The sequence below is a fragment of the Roseovarius sp. PS-C2 genome (assembly GCF_018862045.1).
Classification (GTDB): domain Bacteria; phylum Pseudomonadota; class Alphaproteobacteria; order Rhodobacterales; family Rhodobacteraceae; genus Roseovarius.
Genome location: NZ_JAHKSQ010000001.1, coordinates 169,008 through 187,861, shown reverse-complemented (window position 1 = coordinate 187,861; position 18,854 = coordinate 169,008). Strand labels below are relative to the sequence as shown.

15 protein-coding genes are annotated in these 18,854 nt (G+C 63.6%); 11 read left to right on the top strand and 4 right to left on the bottom strand.

Annotation, left to right across the window (positions count from 1 at the left end):
- The first annotated feature begins 48 nt into the window (after positions 1-48).
- The 10 genes from KPG71_RS00895 (at position 49) to recN (ending at position 11,198) form a co-directional block, all read left to right on the top strand.
- Complete coding sequence (locus tag KPG71_RS00895; protein ID WP_216336062.1) at positions 49-1,236, top strand: APC family permease; 1,188 nt, start codon at positions 49-51, stop codon at positions 1,234-1,236.
- Positions 1,233-1,496, top strand: a complete 264-nt coding sequence (locus tag KPG71_RS00890; RefSeq protein WP_216336061.1) for a DUF2484 family protein — start codon at positions 1,233-1,235, stop codon at positions 1,494-1,496. The genes KPG71_RS00895 and KPG71_RS00890 overlap by 4 nt, the downstream gene beginning before the upstream one ends.
- Positions 1,483-2,403, top strand: a complete 921-nt coding sequence (murB, locus tag KPG71_RS00885; protein WP_216336060.1) for a UDP-N-acetylmuramate dehydrogenase — start codon at positions 1,483-1,485, stop codon at positions 2,401-2,403. Before KPG71_RS00890 ends, murB begins: the two co-directional genes overlap by 14 nt.
- 104 nt (positions 2,404-2,507) lie before the next feature.
- Entirely contained in the window at positions 2,508-3,386 is an 879-nt protein-coding gene (locus KPG71_RS00880; protein ID WP_253195995.1) for a D-alanine--D-alanine ligase, read from the top strand.
- Entirely contained in the window at positions 3,374-4,240 is an 867-nt protein-coding gene (locus KPG71_RS00875) for a cell division protein FtsQ/DivIB (RefSeq protein WP_288942001.1), read from the top strand. The genes KPG71_RS00880 and KPG71_RS00875 overlap by 13 nt, the downstream gene beginning before the upstream one ends.
- Positions 4,241-4,244: 4 nt before the next feature.
- Positions 4,245-5,579, top strand: a complete 1,335-nt coding sequence (ftsA, locus tag KPG71_RS00870) for a cell division protein FtsA (RefSeq protein WP_073032488.1) — start codon at positions 4,245-4,247, stop codon at positions 5,577-5,579.
- Positions 5,580-5,785: 206 nt separating this feature from the next.
- Entirely contained in the window at positions 5,786-7,411 is a 1,626-nt protein-coding gene (gene ftsZ, locus KPG71_RS00865) for a cell division protein FtsZ (RefSeq protein ID WP_216336058.1), read from the top strand.
- Positions 7,412-7,629: 218 nt separating this feature from the next.
- Positions 7,630-8,550 carry a UDP-3-O-acyl-N-acetylglucosamine deacetylase gene (lpxC, locus tag KPG71_RS00860; protein WP_216336057.1) on the top strand — a complete coding sequence of 307 codons (921 nt, stop codon included), beginning with the start codon at positions 7,630-7,632 and terminating at the stop codon, positions 8,548-8,550.
- A 110-nt stretch (positions 8,551-8,660) separates the two neighbouring features.
- Positions 8,661-9,509 carry an outer membrane protein assembly factor BamD gene (locus tag KPG71_RS00855; protein WP_216336055.1) on the top strand — a complete coding sequence of 283 codons (849 nt, stop codon included), beginning with the start codon at positions 8,661-8,663 and terminating at the stop codon, positions 9,507-9,509.
- A 39-nt stretch (positions 9,510-9,548) separates the two neighbouring features.
- Entirely contained in the window at positions 9,549-11,198 is a 1,650-nt protein-coding gene (gene recN / locus KPG71_RS00850; RefSeq protein ID WP_216336054.1) for a DNA repair protein RecN, read from the top strand.
- Between the two features lie 59 nt (positions 11,199-11,257).
- On the opposite strand, the gene KPG71_RS00845 is transcribed toward recN, so the two are convergent.
- Positions 11,258-12,577: a sensor histidine kinase KdpD gene (locus KPG71_RS00845; protein WP_253195994.1), complete on the bottom strand. Its 1,320-nt coding sequence runs from the start codon at positions 12,575-12,577 to the stop codon at positions 11,258-11,260.
- A 217-nt stretch (positions 12,578-12,794) separates the two neighbouring features.
- Positions 12,795-14,483 (bottom strand): chloride channel protein, encoded by a 1,689-nt coding sequence (locus KPG71_RS00840; protein WP_216336052.1) that lies wholly within the window; start codon positions 14,481-14,483, stop codon positions 12,795-12,797.
- 83 nt (positions 14,484-14,566) lie between these two features.
- On the opposite strand from KPG71_RS00840, the gene KPG71_RS00835 reads away from it, so the two are divergent.
- A complete protein-coding gene (locus KPG71_RS00835) occupies positions 14,567-15,943 on the top strand; it encodes an FAD-binding oxidoreductase (protein ID WP_216336051.1) in 1,377 nt (458 codons plus the stop codon).
- Between the two features lie 19 nt (positions 15,944-15,962).
- Here KPG71_RS00835 and KPG71_RS00830 read toward each other — a convergent pair whose 3' ends face one another.
- Both KPG71_RS00830 and KPG71_RS00825 read right to left on the bottom strand, forming a co-directional pair.
- Positions 15,963-17,309, bottom strand: a complete 1,347-nt coding sequence (locus KPG71_RS00830; RefSeq protein ID WP_216336050.1) for a cytochrome P450 — start codon at positions 17,307-17,309, stop codon at positions 15,963-15,965.
- Positions 17,310-17,590: 281 nt separating this feature from the next.
- On the bottom strand, positions 17,591-18,733 hold the full coding sequence (locus KPG71_RS00825) for a PleD family two-component system response regulator (RefSeq protein ID WP_073032474.1): 1,143 nt from the start codon (positions 18,731-18,733) through the stop codon (positions 17,591-17,593).
- Between the last annotated feature and the right edge of the window lie 121 nt (positions 18,734-18,854).

The following is an 18,854-nucleotide window of genomic DNA, read 5'->3' as shown; positions in this document are numbered from 1 at the left end:
ACCGGGGGCAACGAAACCCCGGTTTACGACAAACGGGAAGGGCGTGAGATGAGCGAACACCTCAAGCGCCGGATCGGGCTGGGCCTGCTGACCGCCTATGGCGTGGGCGTGATGGTCGGGGCCGGAATTTACGTGCTGGTCGGCGCGGTGGCCGCCGAGGCGGGCGTCTGGGCACCGTTGTCCTTTGTCATCGCCGGGCTGATCGCGGCCCCCACGGCATTGAGCTATGCCGAGTTTTCCACCCGCCTGCCGGAAGCGGCGGGCGAGGCGGTTTTCGTCGAAAAAGGTTTGGGACGCGCATGGCTGGGGATGCTGGTGGGGTTGGCCATCGTGGCCGCCGGCGCGGTGTCGGCGGCGGCGGTGCTGCGCGGCGGCACCGGCTATCTGCTGAGCGTGGTCGACCTGCCCTTTGCCGCGACGGCGATTGTCATGGGGCTTGTGCTGGTCGGGGTCGCGATTGTCGGGGTGCTGGAAAGCCTGACCGTCGCGGCCCTGTTCACGGCGGTCGAGGTTCTGGGGCTGGCGCTGGTGGTCTGGGCCGGGGCGGGGGCCGAGCCGACAGCGGATTACGCCGCGCCCGCCGCAATTGTCTGGACCGGCGTGGCCTCGGCGGCGGTGCTGGCGTTTTTCGCCTTTATCGGGTTCGAGGATATCGTAAACATGGCCGAAGAGGTGCGCGACCCGCTGCGCACCCTGCCGCGTGCGATCCTGATGTCGCTGGTGATCACCAGCCTGCTGTATGCGCTGGTCAGTTGGGCCGCCGTGCGTGCGGTGCCGCTGGAGCGGCTCGGCGCGTCCGAGCAGCCGCTGGCGCTGGTCTGGTCGAGCGCACGGGGCGGCAATGCCGGGTTCCTGTCGCTGATCGCTGTGGCGGCGGCGATGAACGGTATCCTGGCGCAGATCGTCATGGCCAGCCGGGTGATGTTCGGTGTCGGGCGGCGGCACCCTTCGCTGGCGGTGTTTCATCATGCGCATCCCCGGTTCGGCACGCCGGTTCTGGCCACGGCCCTGATCGGCGTCGCGGTGATCGCCATGGCGGTTCTGCTGCCGGTGGCCGATCTGGCCGAGGCGACCTCGGCCATTCTGTTGTCGGTCTTCGTGCTGGTCAACGCTGCGCTCATCGCCATGAAGCGGGCAGAGCCCGAAGCGGCGTTCCGGGTGCCGATGGCGGTGCCCGTGGCGGGGCTGGTGGCGGCGCTTGGGGCGCTGGCCGTCAGTTTCGGAGTGGGGTCATGAGCCTGTCGCTGGTCCTGGCCTTTCTCTGGGCGATTGCCGCCAATGTCCTGGCGATGATCCCCAGCCGCGACAATCACTGGCGTCGCGCCTATGTGCTGATCGCTGTGGGGGTTCCCATTCTGGGCTATGTCACCTATCAGAACGGCCCGTGGATCGGGTTGGCGGTATTGCTGGCGGGCATGAGCCTGCTGCGCTGGCCGGTCATCTATCTGGGGCGCTGGCTGCGCCGGAATGTGGGGAACAAGGATGCGGATGCCTGAAACGCGCGGCAAGCTGACGGAACACCGGGTTTTGTCGGATCTGACATGGTTGCGCGTGGGAGGGCCTGCGGACTGGCTGTTCCAGCCCGCCGATGTGGAGGACCTGGCCGCGTTCCTGCGCGATTTGCCGCCGGAGGCACCGGTTTTCCCGATGGGGGTGGGCAGCAACCTGATCGTGCGCGACGGAGGCTTGCGCGCCGTGGTGATCCGGCTGGGCCGGGGGTTCAACCATATCGAAATAGATGGCGACCGGGTGCGTGCGGGTGCGGCGGCGCTGGATGCGCATGTGGCGCGCAAGGCGGCGGCGGCGGGGCTGGACCTGACCTTTTTGCGCACCATCCCCGGCGCGATTGGCGGTGCGGTGCGGATGAATGCCGGGTGCTATGGCATCTATACGGCGGATCATTTCGTCGAGGCCACGGCGGTGACGCGCGCAGGCGAGGTGGTGACCCTGACGGCGGGTGATCTGAATTTCCGCTACCGTCAGACCGATCTGCCCGAGGGATGGGTGATCGTCGAGGCGGTGTTCGCCCCGCCGAAAGGCGAGGCCGGGGCGCTGGAGGCGCGCATGGCCGAGCAACTGGCCAAGCGCGACGCCACCCAGCCCACCAGGGAGCGCACCGCCGGCAGCACCTTTCGCAACCCTGCGGGGATTTCCAGCACGGGGCGCGCGGATGACGTGCATGACCTGAAAGCGTGGAAGGTGATCGACGATGCCGGCATGCGCGGCGCGCGCATCGGCGGCGCGCAAATGAGCGAGAAGCATTCGAACTTCCTGATCAACACCGGCGACGCCACGGCGCAAGATCTGGAAACCTTGGGTGAAGAGGTGCGAAAAAGGGTTTTCCAAAACAGCGGAATAGAGTTACATTGGGAAATCATGAGGGTCGGCGAACCGGCCCCGTGACGCCAAGGCAGGCGACAGAATTAAACAGGGCCGGAAAACGGTCCGGGACTTTGAGGCACAAGTTGGGACTTTCGAGCAGAAAATCCCCGATTGTGGCGGTGATCATGGGCGGACCTTCGGCCGAGCGCGAAGTGTCGCTTTCCACAGGACGTGAGTGCGCCGCCGCATTGCGGGAAGCCGGTTACGAGGTGATCGAAGTGGACGCGGGCCGTGATCTGGCCGCGCGCCTGACCGACGCCGCGCCCGATGTCGTGTTCAACGCGTTGCATGGCCGCTGGGGCGAGGATGGCTGCGTGCAGGGGCTGCTGGAATGGATGCGGATTCCGTATACGCATTCCGGTGTGCTGGCTTCGGCGCTGGCGATGGACAAGCAGAAATCCAAGGATGCCTACCGCGCCGCCGGTCTGCCGGTGGTCGAAAGCGTTCTGGCCGCGCGCGACGAGGTGCGCACGCGCCACGTGATCGCGCCGCCCTATGTGGTGAAGCCCAACAACGAGGGTTCGTCGGTAGGGGTGTATCTGGTGCACGAGGCGGCGAATGCGCCGCCTGCGCTGTCCGATGACATGCCCGAGCAGGTGATGGTCGAGGCCTTTGCGCCGGGGCGTGAACTGACCGCCAGCGTGTTGGGCGACCGGGCGCTGACCGTGACCGATATCCTGACCGAAGGCTGGTACGATTACGACGCCAAGTACAAGGAGGGCGGATCGCGCCATGTGGTGCCCGCCGACCTGCCGGACGAGATTTTCCAGGCCTGCCTCGATTACGCGGTGCGCGCGCATGAGGTGCTGGGCTGTCGTGGCCTGAGCCGCACCGATTTTCGCTGGGACGAGTCGCGCGGGCTTGACGGGCTGATCCTGCTGGAAACCAACACGCAGCCGGGGATGACGCCCACCTCGCTGAGCCCGGAACAGGCGCAGGCGGTGGGGATTTCGTTCCCCGAACTGTGCCACTGGCTGGTGGAGGACGCATCGTGCAACAGGTGACACGCCCCGATCCGGCCCCCTCGCGCTGGTCCTACAGGTTCCAGCGGCTGATGCTGACGCCGCTGTTCCGGCTGGCCCTGCGGGCGGGCATTCCGTTCTGCCTGACCTTTGCCGTCGGCACATGGTATCTGGCCGACGATGCGCGGCGCGAGGCGATCCTGCTGAGTGTGGCCGACATGCGCGAGCAACTGGCCACGCGCCCGGAATTCATGGTGTCGCTGCTGGCCGTCGAAGGCGCCAGCACCGGCGTCGAAGAAGATATTCGCGAGATTTTCCCTTACGACCTGCCGGCCAGTTCCTTCGATCTGGATCTGGAGCATGTTCAGCAGATGGTGCAGGGCCTGCCCGCCGTGGCCGAGGCCAGCCTGCGCATCCGGCAAGGGGGCGTTCTGGTGGCCGAGGTGCGCGAGCGCGAGCCGGTGGCGGTATGGCGGACCCGTGACGGGCTGGGTGCGGTCGATGCCGAGGGTGTCGTCGTGGACGATCTGGACAGCCGTGCGGCGCGTGCCGACCTGCCGCTGATCGTCGGCGAGGGGGCCGATCGCGCCGTGCCCGAGGCATTGGAAATCCTGCGCGCCGCCGCCCCTCTCAGGGAGCGGGTGCGCGGTTTGGTGCGCATGGGTGAGCGGCGGTGGGACGTGGTGCTGGATCGCGGCCAACGCATCCTGTTGCCCGAGGCCAACCCCGTGCGCGCGCTGGAGCGGGTGATCGTGCTGGACGAGGTGCAGGAGACGCTGGCGCGCGATGTTGTCGTGGTAGACATGCGGCTTGCCGCGCGCCCAACGCTGAGAATGAGCGAAAACGCCGTCGAAGAATGGTGGCAGGTAACAAGAATGACTGTAGGGGCAGAATAAGAAAATGATCGAGCTCTACGAATCCCAACGAGCGATGCGCAACATGCGCAAGGCCGCAATGCAGCGCGGCGTGGTCGCGGTCCTGGATGTGGGCACATCCAAGATCGCCTGTCTGGTTCTGCGCTTCGACGGGACCGAGCGCCTGTCCGAGGCCGATGGCATTGGCGCGATGGCGGGGCAGGCGGGGTTCCGCGTGATCGGCGCGGCGACGACGCGGTCGCGCGGGGTGCGCTTTGGCGAGGTCAGCGCCATGGCCGAGACCGAGCGCGCGATCCGCACCGCCGTGCAGGCGGCGCAGAAAATGGCCAATATCCGGGTCGATCACGTCATCGCCTGTTTTTCCGGGGCCGAGCCGCGCTCTTACGGGTTGGCGGGGCAGGTCGAACTGGAAGGCCATACCGTCAGCGAACAGGATATCAGCCGGGTGCTGAGCTCCTGCGATGTGCCCGATTACGGCGAGGGGCGCGAGGTGCTGCATGCCCAGCCGGTGAATTTCGCGCTGGATCATCGCAGCGGGCTGGCCGATCCGCGCGGGCAGATGGGTCAGACCCTGTCGACCGACATGCATATGCTGACCGTCGGAGGCGCCGCGATCCAGAATCTGGCCTATTGCATCAAACGCTGCGATCTGGAACTGGCCGGGCTGGCCAGCTCGGCCTATGTCAGCGGGATTTCCGCACTGGTCGAGGACGAGCAGGAACTGGGCGCCGCCTGTATCGACCTTGGCGGCGGTACGGCGGGCGTGTCCGTCTTTATCAAGAAGCACATGATCTATGCCGACAGCGTGCGCATGGGCGGCGATCACGTGACCAGCGACATTTCCATGGGCCTTCAGGTGCCCAAGGCCACCGCCGAGCGGATCAAGACATTCTATGGTGGGGTCGTGGCCACCGGCATGGACGACCGCGAGATGATCGAGATCGGCGGCGAGACCGGCGACTGGGAACATGACCGGCGCACCGTCAGCCGCGCCGAACTGATCGGCATCATGCGTCCGCGGGTCGAGGAGATACTCGAAGAGGTGCGCGCGCGGCTGGATGCCGCCGGGTTCGATCACCTGCCGAGTCAGCAGATCGTGCTGACCGGGGGCGGCAGCCAGATCCCCGGCCTTGACGGGCTGGCCAGCAAGATTCTGGGTCATCAGGTGCGTCTGGGGCGGCCGCTGCGGGTGCATGGCCTGCCGCAGGCGGCCACCGGCGCCGGCTTCTCCAGTGCCGTCGGAATGTGCCTGTTTGCGGCGAATCCTCAGGACGAATGGTGGGATTTCGAGATTCCCCAGGACCGCTATCCGGCGCGCTCTTTGAAGCGCGCGGTCAAGTGGTTTCGGGACAATTGGTAAGGATGTCTGCTATGTCTGAAGTCAATTCAGACCCCAAAATATGCCCCTATCGGCAAAATCCCGCGAATCGAGACCAAAAAAAGGCCATATTTTGTGGTAAAAAGGTGTTTTTTGGGTGACGTATGGGTTAACGATCAGTAAGAATAAGTCAGTTTAGGCGGAAAAACGGCCTGTAACGACAGGCGTAACAGCAGGCGGATAGAGCAATGACATTGAACCTCACGATGCCCGGTCAGGACCACGAGCTGAAGCCCCGGATCACCGTTTTCGGTGTGGGCGGCGCAGGTGGCAACGCAGTCAACAACATGATCGAGAAACAGCTCGACGGTGTTGATTTCGTGGTGGCCAACACGGACGCGCAGGCGCTGCAGCAAAGCCGGGCGGAACACCGGGTTCAACTGGGGGTGAAGGTCACCGAAGGGCTGGGCGCGGGCGCCAAGGCTTCGGTCGGGGCCGCTGCCGCCGAAGAGAATATCGAGCAGATCGTCGATCACCTGGCGGGGGCGCATATGTGCTTTATCACCGCCGGGATGGGCGGGGGCACCGGCACCGGCGCCGCTCCGATCATCGCCCATGCGGCGCGTGAACTGGGCGTGCTGACCGTCGGCGTCGTGACCAAGCCGTTCCAGTTCGAGGGCGCCAAGCGCATGCGCCAGGCCGAAGAAGGGGTCGAGGCGCTGCAGAAGATGGTCGATACGCTGATCATCATTCCCAACCAGAACCTGTTCCGTCTGGCGAACGAGAAGACGACCTTTACCGAGGCGTTCTCGATGGCCGACGATGTTCTGTATCAGGGTGTGAAGGGTGTGACCGACCTGATGGTGCGTCCCGGTCTGATCAACCTCGATTTCGCGGACGTGCGCGCCGTGATGGACGAGATGGGCAAGGCCATGATGGGCACCGGCGAGGACAGCGGCGAAGATCGCGCGATCCAGGCCGCCGAAAAGGCCATCGCCAACCCGCTGCTGGACGAAATCAGCCTGAAAGGCGCGCGCGGCGTGCTGATCAACATCACCGGCGGGCACGACCTGACACTGTTCGAACTGGACGAGGCCGCCAACCGCATCCGCGAAGAGGTGGACCCCGATGCCAATATCATCGTGGGCAGCACGCTGGACACGGCGATGGAAGGCGCGATGCGCGTCAGCGTCGTGGCTACGGGCATCGACGCCACGGCGGTCGATAAGGATATTCCGGTGCCGCGCCGGTCGCTGGCCGAGCCGCTGAAACCCGCCGCCGAAATGCCGGTGGAGGAAACGACCGAAGAGGTGACGCCGGTCGCCGCACGCAGCGAAAACGAACCGGGCCTGTTCGGGACGGATGGTCTGGATGCGCAGCGCGCCGCTGCCGAGGATCAGATGGAGGATATCTTCGAGCCCGAAGCCGAAGAGATGACCGACGATGTTCCGCCGCCGGCCTATCAGCCGAGTCACGACACGTTCGACCCGAGCGCGCATCGTGTCGAGGAAGAAGAGGAACGTGACAGCTTTGTCGCGCCTCGCGCCCCGGCCCCCGGCACGCCGTCGCCCGAGGCGCTGGCCCGCCTGCAAAGCGCGGTGACCAACACGCCGTCGCAGCAGTATCGCCCGCAGCCGGTGCAGCGCGAGGCCTTCCAGGAAGAGGCCCCGGCAGCCGAGCAGCGTCCGCGTTTCGGGATCAACTCGCTGATCAACCGCATGACCGGCCACGGCGCCGAATCCGAGGCCCCGCGTCCGGCGCGTCAGCAACCGACCATGCAGGCGCAACAGCCCCGGCAGGCGGCTCCGGCCCCCGACGAGGCGGAAGACGAACAGATCGAAATTCCGGCATTTTTGCGCCGACAGGCCAACTGAACGGTTTCGCAACAAGCAGGAAAAGGCCGCCTTTTGGGCGGCCTTTTTCTTTGTGAAACAATGGGATAGCGGGTGACGATGCTCTGTTGGCAAAAATCCGCCGGTGTCTGAACGGGGATGTTTCAAGCCGTTGCAAAGATTGAGTTGAGGCTGTGGCGCGGCAGAATTAAACCCTCGGTAACCATTAAAGCGCCTTGTTTTGCGCAATCGAGGGTATCTTGCAGACGACGGTTCAGTCATCAGTCACGTTCAAAGGGGTCGGGTTGCATTCCGGGCAACCGGCCTGTGTAACGATTGTGCCCGCGCCCGCGGGTCGGGGGATCGTGTTTCGCCGTACCGATGCCGACCCCGCGCAGGCCGATATTCCGGCGCTGTGGAATCATGTGAACCAGTCGCCGCTGTGCACGCTGCTGGAAAACGAACACGGGATGAGTGTTTCGACGGTCGAGCATATCATGGCCGCCCTCGTCGGCTGTGGCATCCACAACGCCGTGATCGAGATCGACGGCCCCGAGGTTCCGATTCTCGACGGCAGTTCGGCGATGTTCGTGCGGGGCATCCTGTCGCGCGGCGTGCGCCGGATGGCGACGCCCCTGCAGGCGCTGCGTATCCTGCGCCCGGTCGAAGTGATCCGCGGCGCGGCCAGCGCCCGCCTGACGCCGCATGACACGCTGCTGGTCGAATTCGCCATCGAATTCGAGGATGCCGCGATCGGCACCCAGAAAAAGACCCTGAACATGTCGAATGGCAGCTTCGTGCGCGAACTCAGCACCAGCCGCACATTCTGCCGCAAGGCGGATGTGGACGCCATGCGCGCCAACGGTCTGGCGCTTGGCGGCACGCTGGAAAACGCGGTGGTCGTGGATGGCGAAAAGGTGCTCAGCCCCGGTGGCCTGCGCCACGAGGACGAGGCGGTGCGCCATAAAATGCTGGACGCTGTGGGCGATCTGGGCCTGGCCGGGCTGCCGATCCTCGGGCATTACCACGGTGTCCGTGCGGGCCATGCGCTGACCAATGATCTGTTGCATGCGGTGTTCTCGCAGCCGGATTGTTACGAGATCGTCGAATGCGACGCGGCCACGATGGCACGGCTTCCCGGCGCGGATGTCCACTGGGATGAGATTCCCGAGGTCGCCTGAACAGCACAAGAAAAGCGCCAAAGGCGTTTTGCACCGGAAATTTATGTGCTAGGACCGTTCCGGAAGCTGGGGATTTTCCCCGCAGATACGCAAGATAGGTGAGTTCGAGCATGACTATCGGCAAGTCCCGCGCAAAGCTGGTCGGTGCAATCGTCGTGGGCCTTGGCCTTGCAGCCTGTAGTGACAATGGCCGGGTCGAGCGCGGCGACGTCGATTTCGAGAACTACAGCGCCCAGCAGATTTTTGAGCGTGCCGAATACGATCTTGCCCGCCGCAATCCCGGTATGGCCGCCGAAGTCTTTGGCGAAGTGGAACGCCTGTACCCTTATTCGGAGTGGGCCAAGCGGGCGCTGATCATGCAGGCCTATTCCTATCATCAGGACAAGGATTACGAGAACAGCCGGTCCGCTGCGCAGCGATTCATCGACTTCTACCCGACCGACGAGGATGCGGCCTATGCGCAGTATCTTCTGGCGCTCAGCTATTACGACCAGATCGACGAGGTCGGACGCGATCAGGGCCTGACCTTTCAGGCGCTGCAATCCCTGCGGCAGGTGATCGAGCGCTACCCCGACAGCGAATATGCGCGCTCGGCGATTCTCAAGTTCGACCTGGCGTTCGACCATCTGGCGTCGAAGGAAATGGAAATCGGGCGGTATTACCTGCGCCGGGACAACTTTTCAGCCGCGATCAACCGGTTCCGCGTGGTGGTCGAGGATTTCCAGACCACGACGCATACGCCCGAGGCCCTGCACCGTCTGGTCGAATCCTACCTGTCTCTGGGGCTGACGAACGAGGCCCGCACCGCCGGTGCGATTCTGGGTCATAACTTCCGCGGCACCGAATGGTATGAAGACAGCTACAAGCTGCTGACTGGTCAGGGGCTGACGCTGGAGGCGGCGGGCGATAGCTGGTTGCGCCAGATCTATCGCCAGATGATCCAGGGCCGTTGGTTGTAAAGGGGCGGCGGGGCCAGCCCCGCTGCCGGGATGCATCCGATGCTGCGCGCGCTTGATATCCGGGACATTCTGATCATCGACCATCTGGAGCTGGCGTTTCAGCCCGGACTGAACGTGCTGACCGGGGAAACCGGGGCGGGCAAGTCGATCCTGCTCGATTCACTGGGGTTCGTTCTGGGCTGGCGCGGGCGGGCCGAACTGGTGCGCCAGGGGGCCGATCAGGGCGAGGTGATGGCCGAATTCGACCTGCCCGAAGGACACCCGGCGCGCGATGTGCTGCAAGAGGCGGGCCTTCCGGCGGGGGATGAACTGATCCTGCGGCGGGTCAATTCCCGCGACGGGCGCAAGACCGCCTGGGTGAATGACCGGCGCTGTTCGGGCGAGGTGCTGCGGCGGCTGTCGGAGACATTGGTCGAGTTGCACGGGCAGCATGACGATCGCGGTTTGCTGGACCCGAAGGGGCATCGCGCGCTGTTGGATGCCTATGGGCGGCTCGAGCCGTTGAAAACCAAGGCCCGCAGCACATGGCGCGGTGTGGCCGAGGCCCGCAAGGCGTTGGAAACCGCCACTGCGGCGCTGGACGAGGTGCGCGCCGAAGAGGAATTCCTGCGCCATGCAGTGTCGGAACTGGATGCGCTGGACCCGCAGCCGGGCGAGGAAGAGGCGCTGGATACCCGCCGCCGGTTGATGCAGCAGGCCGAGCGTATCCGCGAGGATATCGCCCGCGCGCAGGCCGCGCTTGGGCAGGAGGGGGCCGAAGGGTCCGCAGGCGATGCGCTGCGCTGGCTGGAGGGGGTTGCCGACCGGGCCGAGGGGCAGCTTGATCAAGCCATCGGTGCGATAGGCCGGGCGATGGTGGAACTGGACGAGGCCGGACAAGGCGTGGCGCGATGCCTTGAGGGGTTGAATTTCAACCCGCTGGATCTGGAAGAGGCCGAGGAACGCCTGTTCGCCATCCGCGCCATGGCCCGCAAGCATGGGGTCGCGGCGGACGACCTGGGGGATTTCGCGACCGAGCTGCGCGGGAAACTGGCGGCGCTCAATCAGGGGGATGCGGACCTGAAGGCGCTGGAGGAGGCGTTATCGGCGGCGCAGGCGGCCTATGACGCCGCTGCCGGGGCGCTGAGCGCGGCGCGGAGTGAAGCCGCAGGCGAACTTGACCGGGCCGTCAGCGAGGAACTGGCGCCGCTCAAGATGGAGCGCGCGGTGTTCAGCACACAGGTCGAACCGTCCGATCCGGGGCCCGAGGGGCGCGATACGGTGACATTCACGGTGGCCACCAATCCCGGTGCGCCCTCGGGGCCGCTGAACAAGATTGCCTCGGGCGGGGAACTCAGCCGCTTCCTGCTGGCGCTCAAGGTTTGCCTGACGGGCACCGACAGCGGGCTGACGATGATCTTTGACGAGATCGACCGCGGGGTCGGGGGGGCCACGGCGGATGCCGTGGGCCGGCGTCTGGCGCAACTGGCCGAAGACGGGCAGGTTCTGGTGGTGACCCATTCGCCCCAGGTGGCGGCGCGCGGGGCGCATCACTGGCGTGTCGAAAAGAAGGTGACCGGGGCGCAGACCCTGTCCACCGTCACGCCGCTGCCGACGCCCGAGCGGGTGGATGAAATCGCGCGCATGCTGTCGGGCGACCGGATCACCGAAGAGGCCCGCGCCGCCGCGCAGGCGCTGATGGCGGGGTAGGGGCCGCTTTCGGGGATGTATCCAAGGCCCGGCCGTGAACGAGACCCGCGCGCCGGGGATCACAGGCTGCCGAAGGTGCCCTTGAGCCACTGTTCATCGGAATCGCCGCAGGCGGGGAAATCGCAATAAAAGGTCGTTCCGCGCCCCAGTTCGCTGACATAGTCGATGGTGCCGCCCAGCTGTTCGACGATTTCCTTTGAAATGCTCATGCCGAGGCCGCTGCCCGCCGCGCGCCGCTGGTCCGAGGAATCCAGCTGACTGAACCGGTCGAAGACCTTGTGCTTGACGCCTTCGGGTATCCCGCTGCCCTGATCCGAGACATAGATTCTGACGGTGTCGCTGAAACGCTTGCAGCCGACCGTCACTTCGCTTCCTTCGGGCGAGAATTTCACGGCGTTGGAAATCATGTTGTTCAGAACCTGTATCAGGCGCGATTCGTCGGCCCTGATCCGCATGGTTTCGTCCGGGGGGCAGTCTTCGGTGATGGTCACGCCGTAGGTGTTGCCATAGCCCGAATTGCCACTCACGGCTTCGCCTAGCAGGGCTTTTACCTCGACCACCGTGATCTTGTAGTTCATTTCACCGGCTTCGATTTTCTGCAGGTCCAGAACGTCGTCGATCAGATGGGACAGGCGCAGGGCGTTCTTGCCGGCGATTTCGACGAGCTTCTGCATGGAGTCGGGCACCGGACCCATCGTTCCCGAATTCAGCAGGTCGAGCGACCCCTTGATCGAGGTCAGCGGCGTGCGCAATTCGTGGCTGACGGTCGAGATGAACTGCGACTTGACGATATAGGCGGCCTTGGTGCGCTCGTGTTCCTCGCGGAGCGCTTCGAGTTGCTTGAGGTTCTTCTTGTAGAGTTTCAGGAAAACGATCGAACAGTCGATCAGGAAATACATGACGAACACGACCGTGAAGAAGTGCAGCCACAGTTCGGAATCCAGGCCGGGACGGTGCAGCCACAGATCGCGCAGAACGATGATGAAGAACGACAGGCCGTACATCGCCAGCCGTATCGTGAGCGCCATGACCAGCTGATGGTTGTTCATCGCCGCAAAAAGCGCGGCGGCGAACAGGAAGAACAATGGCGTGAAATGCCCGCCGCTTTCCTGTTCGAAGGCGACCGAGATCGCGAACAGGCAGATTGCCGCCGCGCTCAGCATCGTGTTCAGGAGAATCCAGATGAGGCTGGAATAGATGGCATCGGTCTGACGCGGCAGAAGCGCCGCCACGCGCCGGGCCAGCATGATGTCCTGAACTTCGCAGAACAGGATCGTCACGTAAAAAAGCGCTGCATTGATCGGATCGAAGTAGAATGCGGTCAGCAGGGTCGCCGCGAGGTAGATCGCCTGACGCTGCCAGAGCAGAGTCAGACTCATCGACGTGTAGTCTTTCAGATTTTGCAGCAACCGCTCGTCCGGAGCAGCCGTTTTGGAACCCGGCTGAACAATATCAAAGAACGCCATTTTTATGACCTGTTGTTAATACCCACATACGCCCCGTTCAGTGCGTTCTCTCATAGTGAAGTGGAACGAATACGCCCGCAATCTGTTAAAATCTTGTCACCGCCGCCCGGTTGAGTGTTTCCGCCGTGGGTCAGCTGTGTTCTTCCGCCGAGACTGCGGCCAGCGCCCGGTTATAGGCCTTGAGCGCATCGACATGGAAAAGCGCGCCTTTCAACTCGGGCGGCTGATCCCCGCCCCTGAGCGTGACCACGGGGATGAAGGGAATGGCCGAGCGATCGAAAATCGGCATCGCCGCCTCGAGCGTGGCGTTGCCGTCGATATAGACGCCGTCCTCGATCAGCTCCCAAAGTTGCTCCTCCCTGGCTGGGCGCTCGTGGTCGGGGCCGCGCATCAGCCGTTCGACCCGGAACATCGCCAGCAGATAGGCCTGCGGCCCGGCCGCCAGCCGTGTGCCGCGCCGCTCCAGCTGGGTCAGGAAGAACGACCGCCGCACCAGCCGCCCGCCAAGCGCGGTGGAGATCGACACGGCGACCATCACGGCAAGGCCGGTCTGCCAGTCGCCGGTCAGTTCGAACACGATCAGTGTGGTGGAAATCGGTGCCCCCAGAACCGCAGCGGCGACTGCCCCCATCCCCGCCAGCGCATAGAGCGTGGACGATCCCGACACGTCAGGGAACAACCCGGTTGCGATCAGGCCGAAAGACAGCCCTGTCAGCGCACCGACCATGAGCGATGGCGAAAACACGCCGCCGCCCATGCGCCCGCCGATGGTGATCGACACGGCCAGCACCTTGACCACGGCAAAGACGATTGCCTCGTGCAGCAGCATCTGCCCGGTCAGCGCCAGCGATGTCGTTTCATACCCGACGCCGATGATATGGGGAAAGCCGATGGCAAGCGCGCCCAGCAACGCCCCGGCCACCATCGGGCGCAGCCAGCGCGGCACGCGGGCGCGTTTCTGCATGTAACTGGCCATGTCTTCGGCAAAAAGCATGGAGTGCATGAGGATGGTGGCCACCACACCGCAGATCAGCCCCAGAAGAAGAAAGGCGGGCAGTTCGACATAGAATTCCAGGGCGCTGGAGGTGGGCAGCGCGAATTCGGTGATGTCGCCGAATTCCAGCCGGTTGATGACCGTGCCCGCCACGCTGGCGATCACGATGGGGGCAAAGGCATGCAGGGCGAAGTGGCGCAGCACCACTTCGAGCGCGAACAGCGCCCCGGCGATCGGTGCGTTGAACGAGGCCGACACCGCAGCCGCCACGGCACAGCCCAGCAGATCGCGCCCGGTGATGCCATCGGCATTGATCCGGTCGCTGACCCAGCTTGAGATCACCCCGGCCATATGCACGACCGGCCCTTCGCGCCCGGACGATCCGCCGGAACCGAGCGTGATGAGCGATGCAAAGATCGAAGCGACACCGGCACGCCCTTCGACGCGGCCTTCGTTCAGCGCCGCGCCCTCGATCACGTCCGAGACCGTGCGCACCCGCGCGTCGTCAGTGAAATGGTGCAGGATCAGCCCCACCACCAGCCCGCCGATGATGGGGATGATAAGAATCCAGTACCACGGCAGGGTTTCGGCCAGGCTGTGCAGGCTGCCGGGATCGTCCGTGCCGTAAAGAAGGCCCTGCAAGGCATTGATGCCCTTGCGGAAAAACAACGCGGCAAAGCCCGCGCCCACGCCGATGGTCAGGGCGATCAGCCAGAACTGGAACTGGCTCGGCCCGCGCGTGACCAGCACCGTCCAGCCGTTGCGCAGCGCGTCGGCGGCCGCTGTGGCCTTCTGGCGAAAAATGGACTGTTCCCCGTCGGTCATCGCGCACCGTTTCCCCTGGGGCGATCTTTCCCCCACCCAGCACATGCCCTACTGTGCGCCGGAGTCAGCTTGAGGGGAAACGCATGGGTGTTCAGGACGCAATCGCCGAGATTTCCACATTTCTAGGCCAACGGCTGACGCGGTCCAAGTCCGATCTGGATTTGCATGGCCGCAGCGAAAGTTATTTCCCGCTCACGCCCCCGGATGCCGTGGCTTATCCCGAAACCACGCAGGAGGTGGCGCAGATCCTGCGCGCCTGCGCCAAGGCGGGCTGCCCGGTGATCGGCTGGGGCACGGGAACCTCGCTTGAGGGGCAGGCCCAGGCGTTTCAGGGCGGGATCAGCGTGGATTTCAGCCGGATGAACCGGGTTCTGGAGATACGTCAGCAGGATATGGACGTGACCGTGCAGCCCGGCGTGACGCGCCAGAGCCTGAACGAGGAGTTGCGCGCGACGGGGCTGTTCTTTCCGGTCGATCCGGGCGCGAATGCCTCGCTTGGCGGTATGGCGTCGACGCGGGCCAGCGGCACCACGGCGGTGCGCTATGGCACGATGCGCGAGAATGTTCTGGGCCTCGAGGTGGTCACCGCCGGTGGCGAGATCATCCGCACCGGCACACGGGCGCGCAAATCGTCCAGCGGGTACGACCTGACCTCGCTGTTCGTGGGTGCCGAGGGCACGCTGGGGCTGATCACCGAACTGACCCTGCGCCTGCACGGCCAGCCCGAGGCCATTTCCAGTGCGGTTTGCGGGTTCGACACGATGGGCGGCGCGGTGCAGGCGGTGATCGACACGATCCAGATGGGGGTGCCCATGGCCCGGATCGAACTGATGGACGAGGCCAGCGTCGCGGCGGTGAACGCCTATTCCGGCATGACCCTTCCGGAACGGCCGCACCTGTTGCTGGAGTTTCACGGCTCGGACGCGGGGGTGGCGGAACAGGCGGAAACCTTCGGCCTGATCGCCGCCGAACATGGCGGCAGCGGGTTCGACTGGGCCACGCGGGCCGAAGACCGGACTGCGCTGTGGACCATGCGGCACAATGCCTATCACGCGATATTGGCCTCGCGGCCCGGCACCCGTGCGGTGGTGACCGACAATTGTGTGCCGATTTCGCGGCTGGCCGAGGCCATCGAGGGCACGCAGGCCGATCTGGAAGAGGCCGGGTTGCCCGGCCCGATCCTCGGGCATGTGGGCGACGGGAATTTCCATGCGATCCTGATGTTCGACGAAAACGACGCCGACGCTGTGGCCCGCGCCAAAACCGTTTCGGACAAGATGGTGACCCGCGCGCTTGCGCTTGGCGGGACGGCCACGGGCGAGCATGGCATTGGAGTGGGCAAGCTGAATTACATGGCGCGCGAACATGGCGGGGCATGGCAGGTGATGGGCGCGGTGAAGGCCGCGCTGGACCCGCAGAACATCATGAACCCCGGCAAGCTCGTGCCGCCGCGAAACTGAGCCGGCCGGACGTTCGGGTTTACGGTGCGGGCCGGGCGTTGAGGATCATCGGCCCCTCGGGGCGCATCGTGAAGGTCAGCACCGGGCGCGGGATGAGGGACCCCGAAAGCGAGAACGTGATCTTACGCAGCACGCTGGCCATCAGAACCATGATTTCGGTTTCGGCATATTGCGCGCCAAGGCAAATCCGCGGCCCGTCGCCGAACGGGATATACTGGCCGCGTGGGATCTTGCCCGACAGGAACCGCTCGGGGCGATAGCTTTCGGGGGCGTCCCATAGCTTTTCGTTCCGGTGCAGCGAATAGACCGGGAAGAACAGCGCATCGCCCTTGGAGATGCTCACGTTCTTGATTTGCAGATCGTCCGACGCATCGCGGGCAAAGAAGGCCGCCGACGGGTAGAGGCGCAGCGTTTCCTTGATATGGGCCCGCAAGAGCGGCATGTGCTGCACATCCTCGTAGGTGACCGGCGCATCGGGAGTGATCTTGCGGATTTCCTGACGAATCCGGGTTTGCATGCGCGGATGCAGGGCCAGCAGGTAATACCCCCATGCCAAGGCATTGGCCGAGGTTTCATGCCCGGCCACGACGAAGGTCAGGAGGTTGTCCACGGTGGTTTCGAGATCTTCGAAATCCTCGTCCAGCGCCGCGATCATGAGGTCTAGGAAATCCTCGGGCTCTTCCCGGTTCTGGCTGCGCCGTTCAACAATGACCTGCCGGGCCAGGTTGCGCATGTTGGTGACCGGTGCCTTGCTTTGCAGCCATTTACGGCGCGGAAGCCATTTGGGAAGCTGCATCAGATCGAACAGCGAAATCCTTGAAATATATTCGAAATAGGCTTTCAGCCCGGCGCGGATTTCCTCGGCGCTGACCTCTTCGTTGCCGGAAAAAATGACGCGGGAAATGTTGGTGAGCGTCGAGGCCGGAGCCATCTGGGTGACATCCACGACACCGTGCCCTTCGAGAAGGGAGTCGGCCACTTCGATCCCGGTTTCGGCGAAATGCGTTGCCAGCAGGGGTAGGTTGCGCGCGGCGAAGAGGGGGGAATAGCGGTGGCGTTGACTGCGCCATTTGTCGCCCTCGGACAGGATCAGCCCGTTGCCCACGGCCGAGCCGATGATGTCCTTGGTGAACTTCGCCTTGGGAAAGTAGCGGCCCTTGCCGACAAGCAGTTCGGTAATGATATCGGGATCGCAGAAATAATGGATGTTCAGAGGCCCGCGGACGTATTTCTGCCGAAGCGTTTCGTCAGGAATGACTTCGAGCATGTTGCGCCCTGCCAACTGGGCGAATTTCAGCAAACCGACAGGTTTCGTGGCAAGCTGCGCCGCGATGGGCGTCGCATCGAACAGAGGCTGTTCAGTCATTGCCAACGACCTCCTCGGGCCAGGCGCGCAATCGAGCCAAATTCAGAATAAGGGCCTGACAAGCGCACAAACACCCGGACAGGCCAAAGTTGATTTTATGGAAAACACGCCCAACTTGTTCAGACACATACAGAAATACCGTCAGGCATTCCCGAACCGGCTCGCATCGCTTGCCAAGTGTGGACATAGTGAATCATCAGATGCCGGTTTGGCAAGTATACCAAACCGTTTATTTTTTACCGCGTATTCCAGGACGGGTAAAACAGATCGGTTTTGCGAATTTATCGCATGTTCAGATAGTTTTCTTCCCCGAAAAGTTCGAAGAGAACACGCTCGTAGACACGCTTGCGCGTCTGCTTGCGAAGATCCTGACGGTGATCGTGCATCGTGCCGGTCTGTGTATCCTGATCCTTTTGCAAGGCGAGCTCCAGTTCGTTGACGTTGCTGATTGCGTCCTGAAGGGCCGTTGCGGCCGCCGACCGTGACAGGCCGCGCATCGGGACGGAGTTGCTGACCAGAACATTGATCGGTTCGGGGGCGGGTTGCTGATGGGGAGTCCGCTCCTGGATCAGGGTGTTCAGATTCTTTTCGCATGAGAGCGCTTCGGCCCCCTTAGCATCGTGCGAAATGACCAGAAAGATACCGCCGCCACGGTAGGAAAAGACACAATCGACCTTGTGAGTGGCCAGTTGGATGCTTTCGGCGACGGTCTGGATCGCATTGCGGAAACTGTCGCAATCCTGTTTCTCGTACAGCAGTTGGGCATCCTGGATCTTGATCGCGATCGACTGCGAATTGAACAGCTTGCGGCGGGCAAGCTGTGTGACGTAGTTGTCGAATTCAAGGTAGCGCAGGTGCTTGTCGACGTCGGACACCGAGATCGGATCGTCGAAGTTGAACTGCTTGTTCCGCTTCATCTTCTGTTGCAACTGATAGGCGCATTTCTGGCTGAGCTCGGTCTTGCGCCGCTCGTCGACAAGCTGATGCGCGCATTTGATGCGGCTGCGCAGTTCCAGAAAGTCGAAGGGCTTGTTGACGTAATCCGTTGCGCCTTCCTTGAAGGCTTCGTCAATATAGCTTCGATCGCTCATGGCGGTCAGCATGAGAATCGGAATGTCGGCATAATCGGGCAGGGATCGCAGCCCGCGCAGCAGTTCGATGCCATCGGTTTCGGGCATCTGGATGTCGAGCAGGATGCAGTCGAAGGGCCGTTCGGCGCGGCGGATTTCCTCAAGCGCCGCAATCGCGTTCGTTGCGGTCGATACGTTGTAATCGTCAAGCGTTTCCAAGGCCGTTTTCACAAGCTCCAGGATGCTGGGCTCGTCATCCACCACCAGAATCCGAAAGGTGGAGGCCATAATCTTGTTCGCACGGTCATCCAGTTTGCGCTGGAAACGGTCACTTGCTGAAATCAGGTTGGTCATGAGCCACGGCCGTTATTGCTGCGGAATAGCGAACAACCGATAATTAAAGATTGTGCTTTTATTGAGGCCCGGTTTCGGCGAATTCTGACCGATTGTGTGTAAAATCGGGCATTTCCGTGAC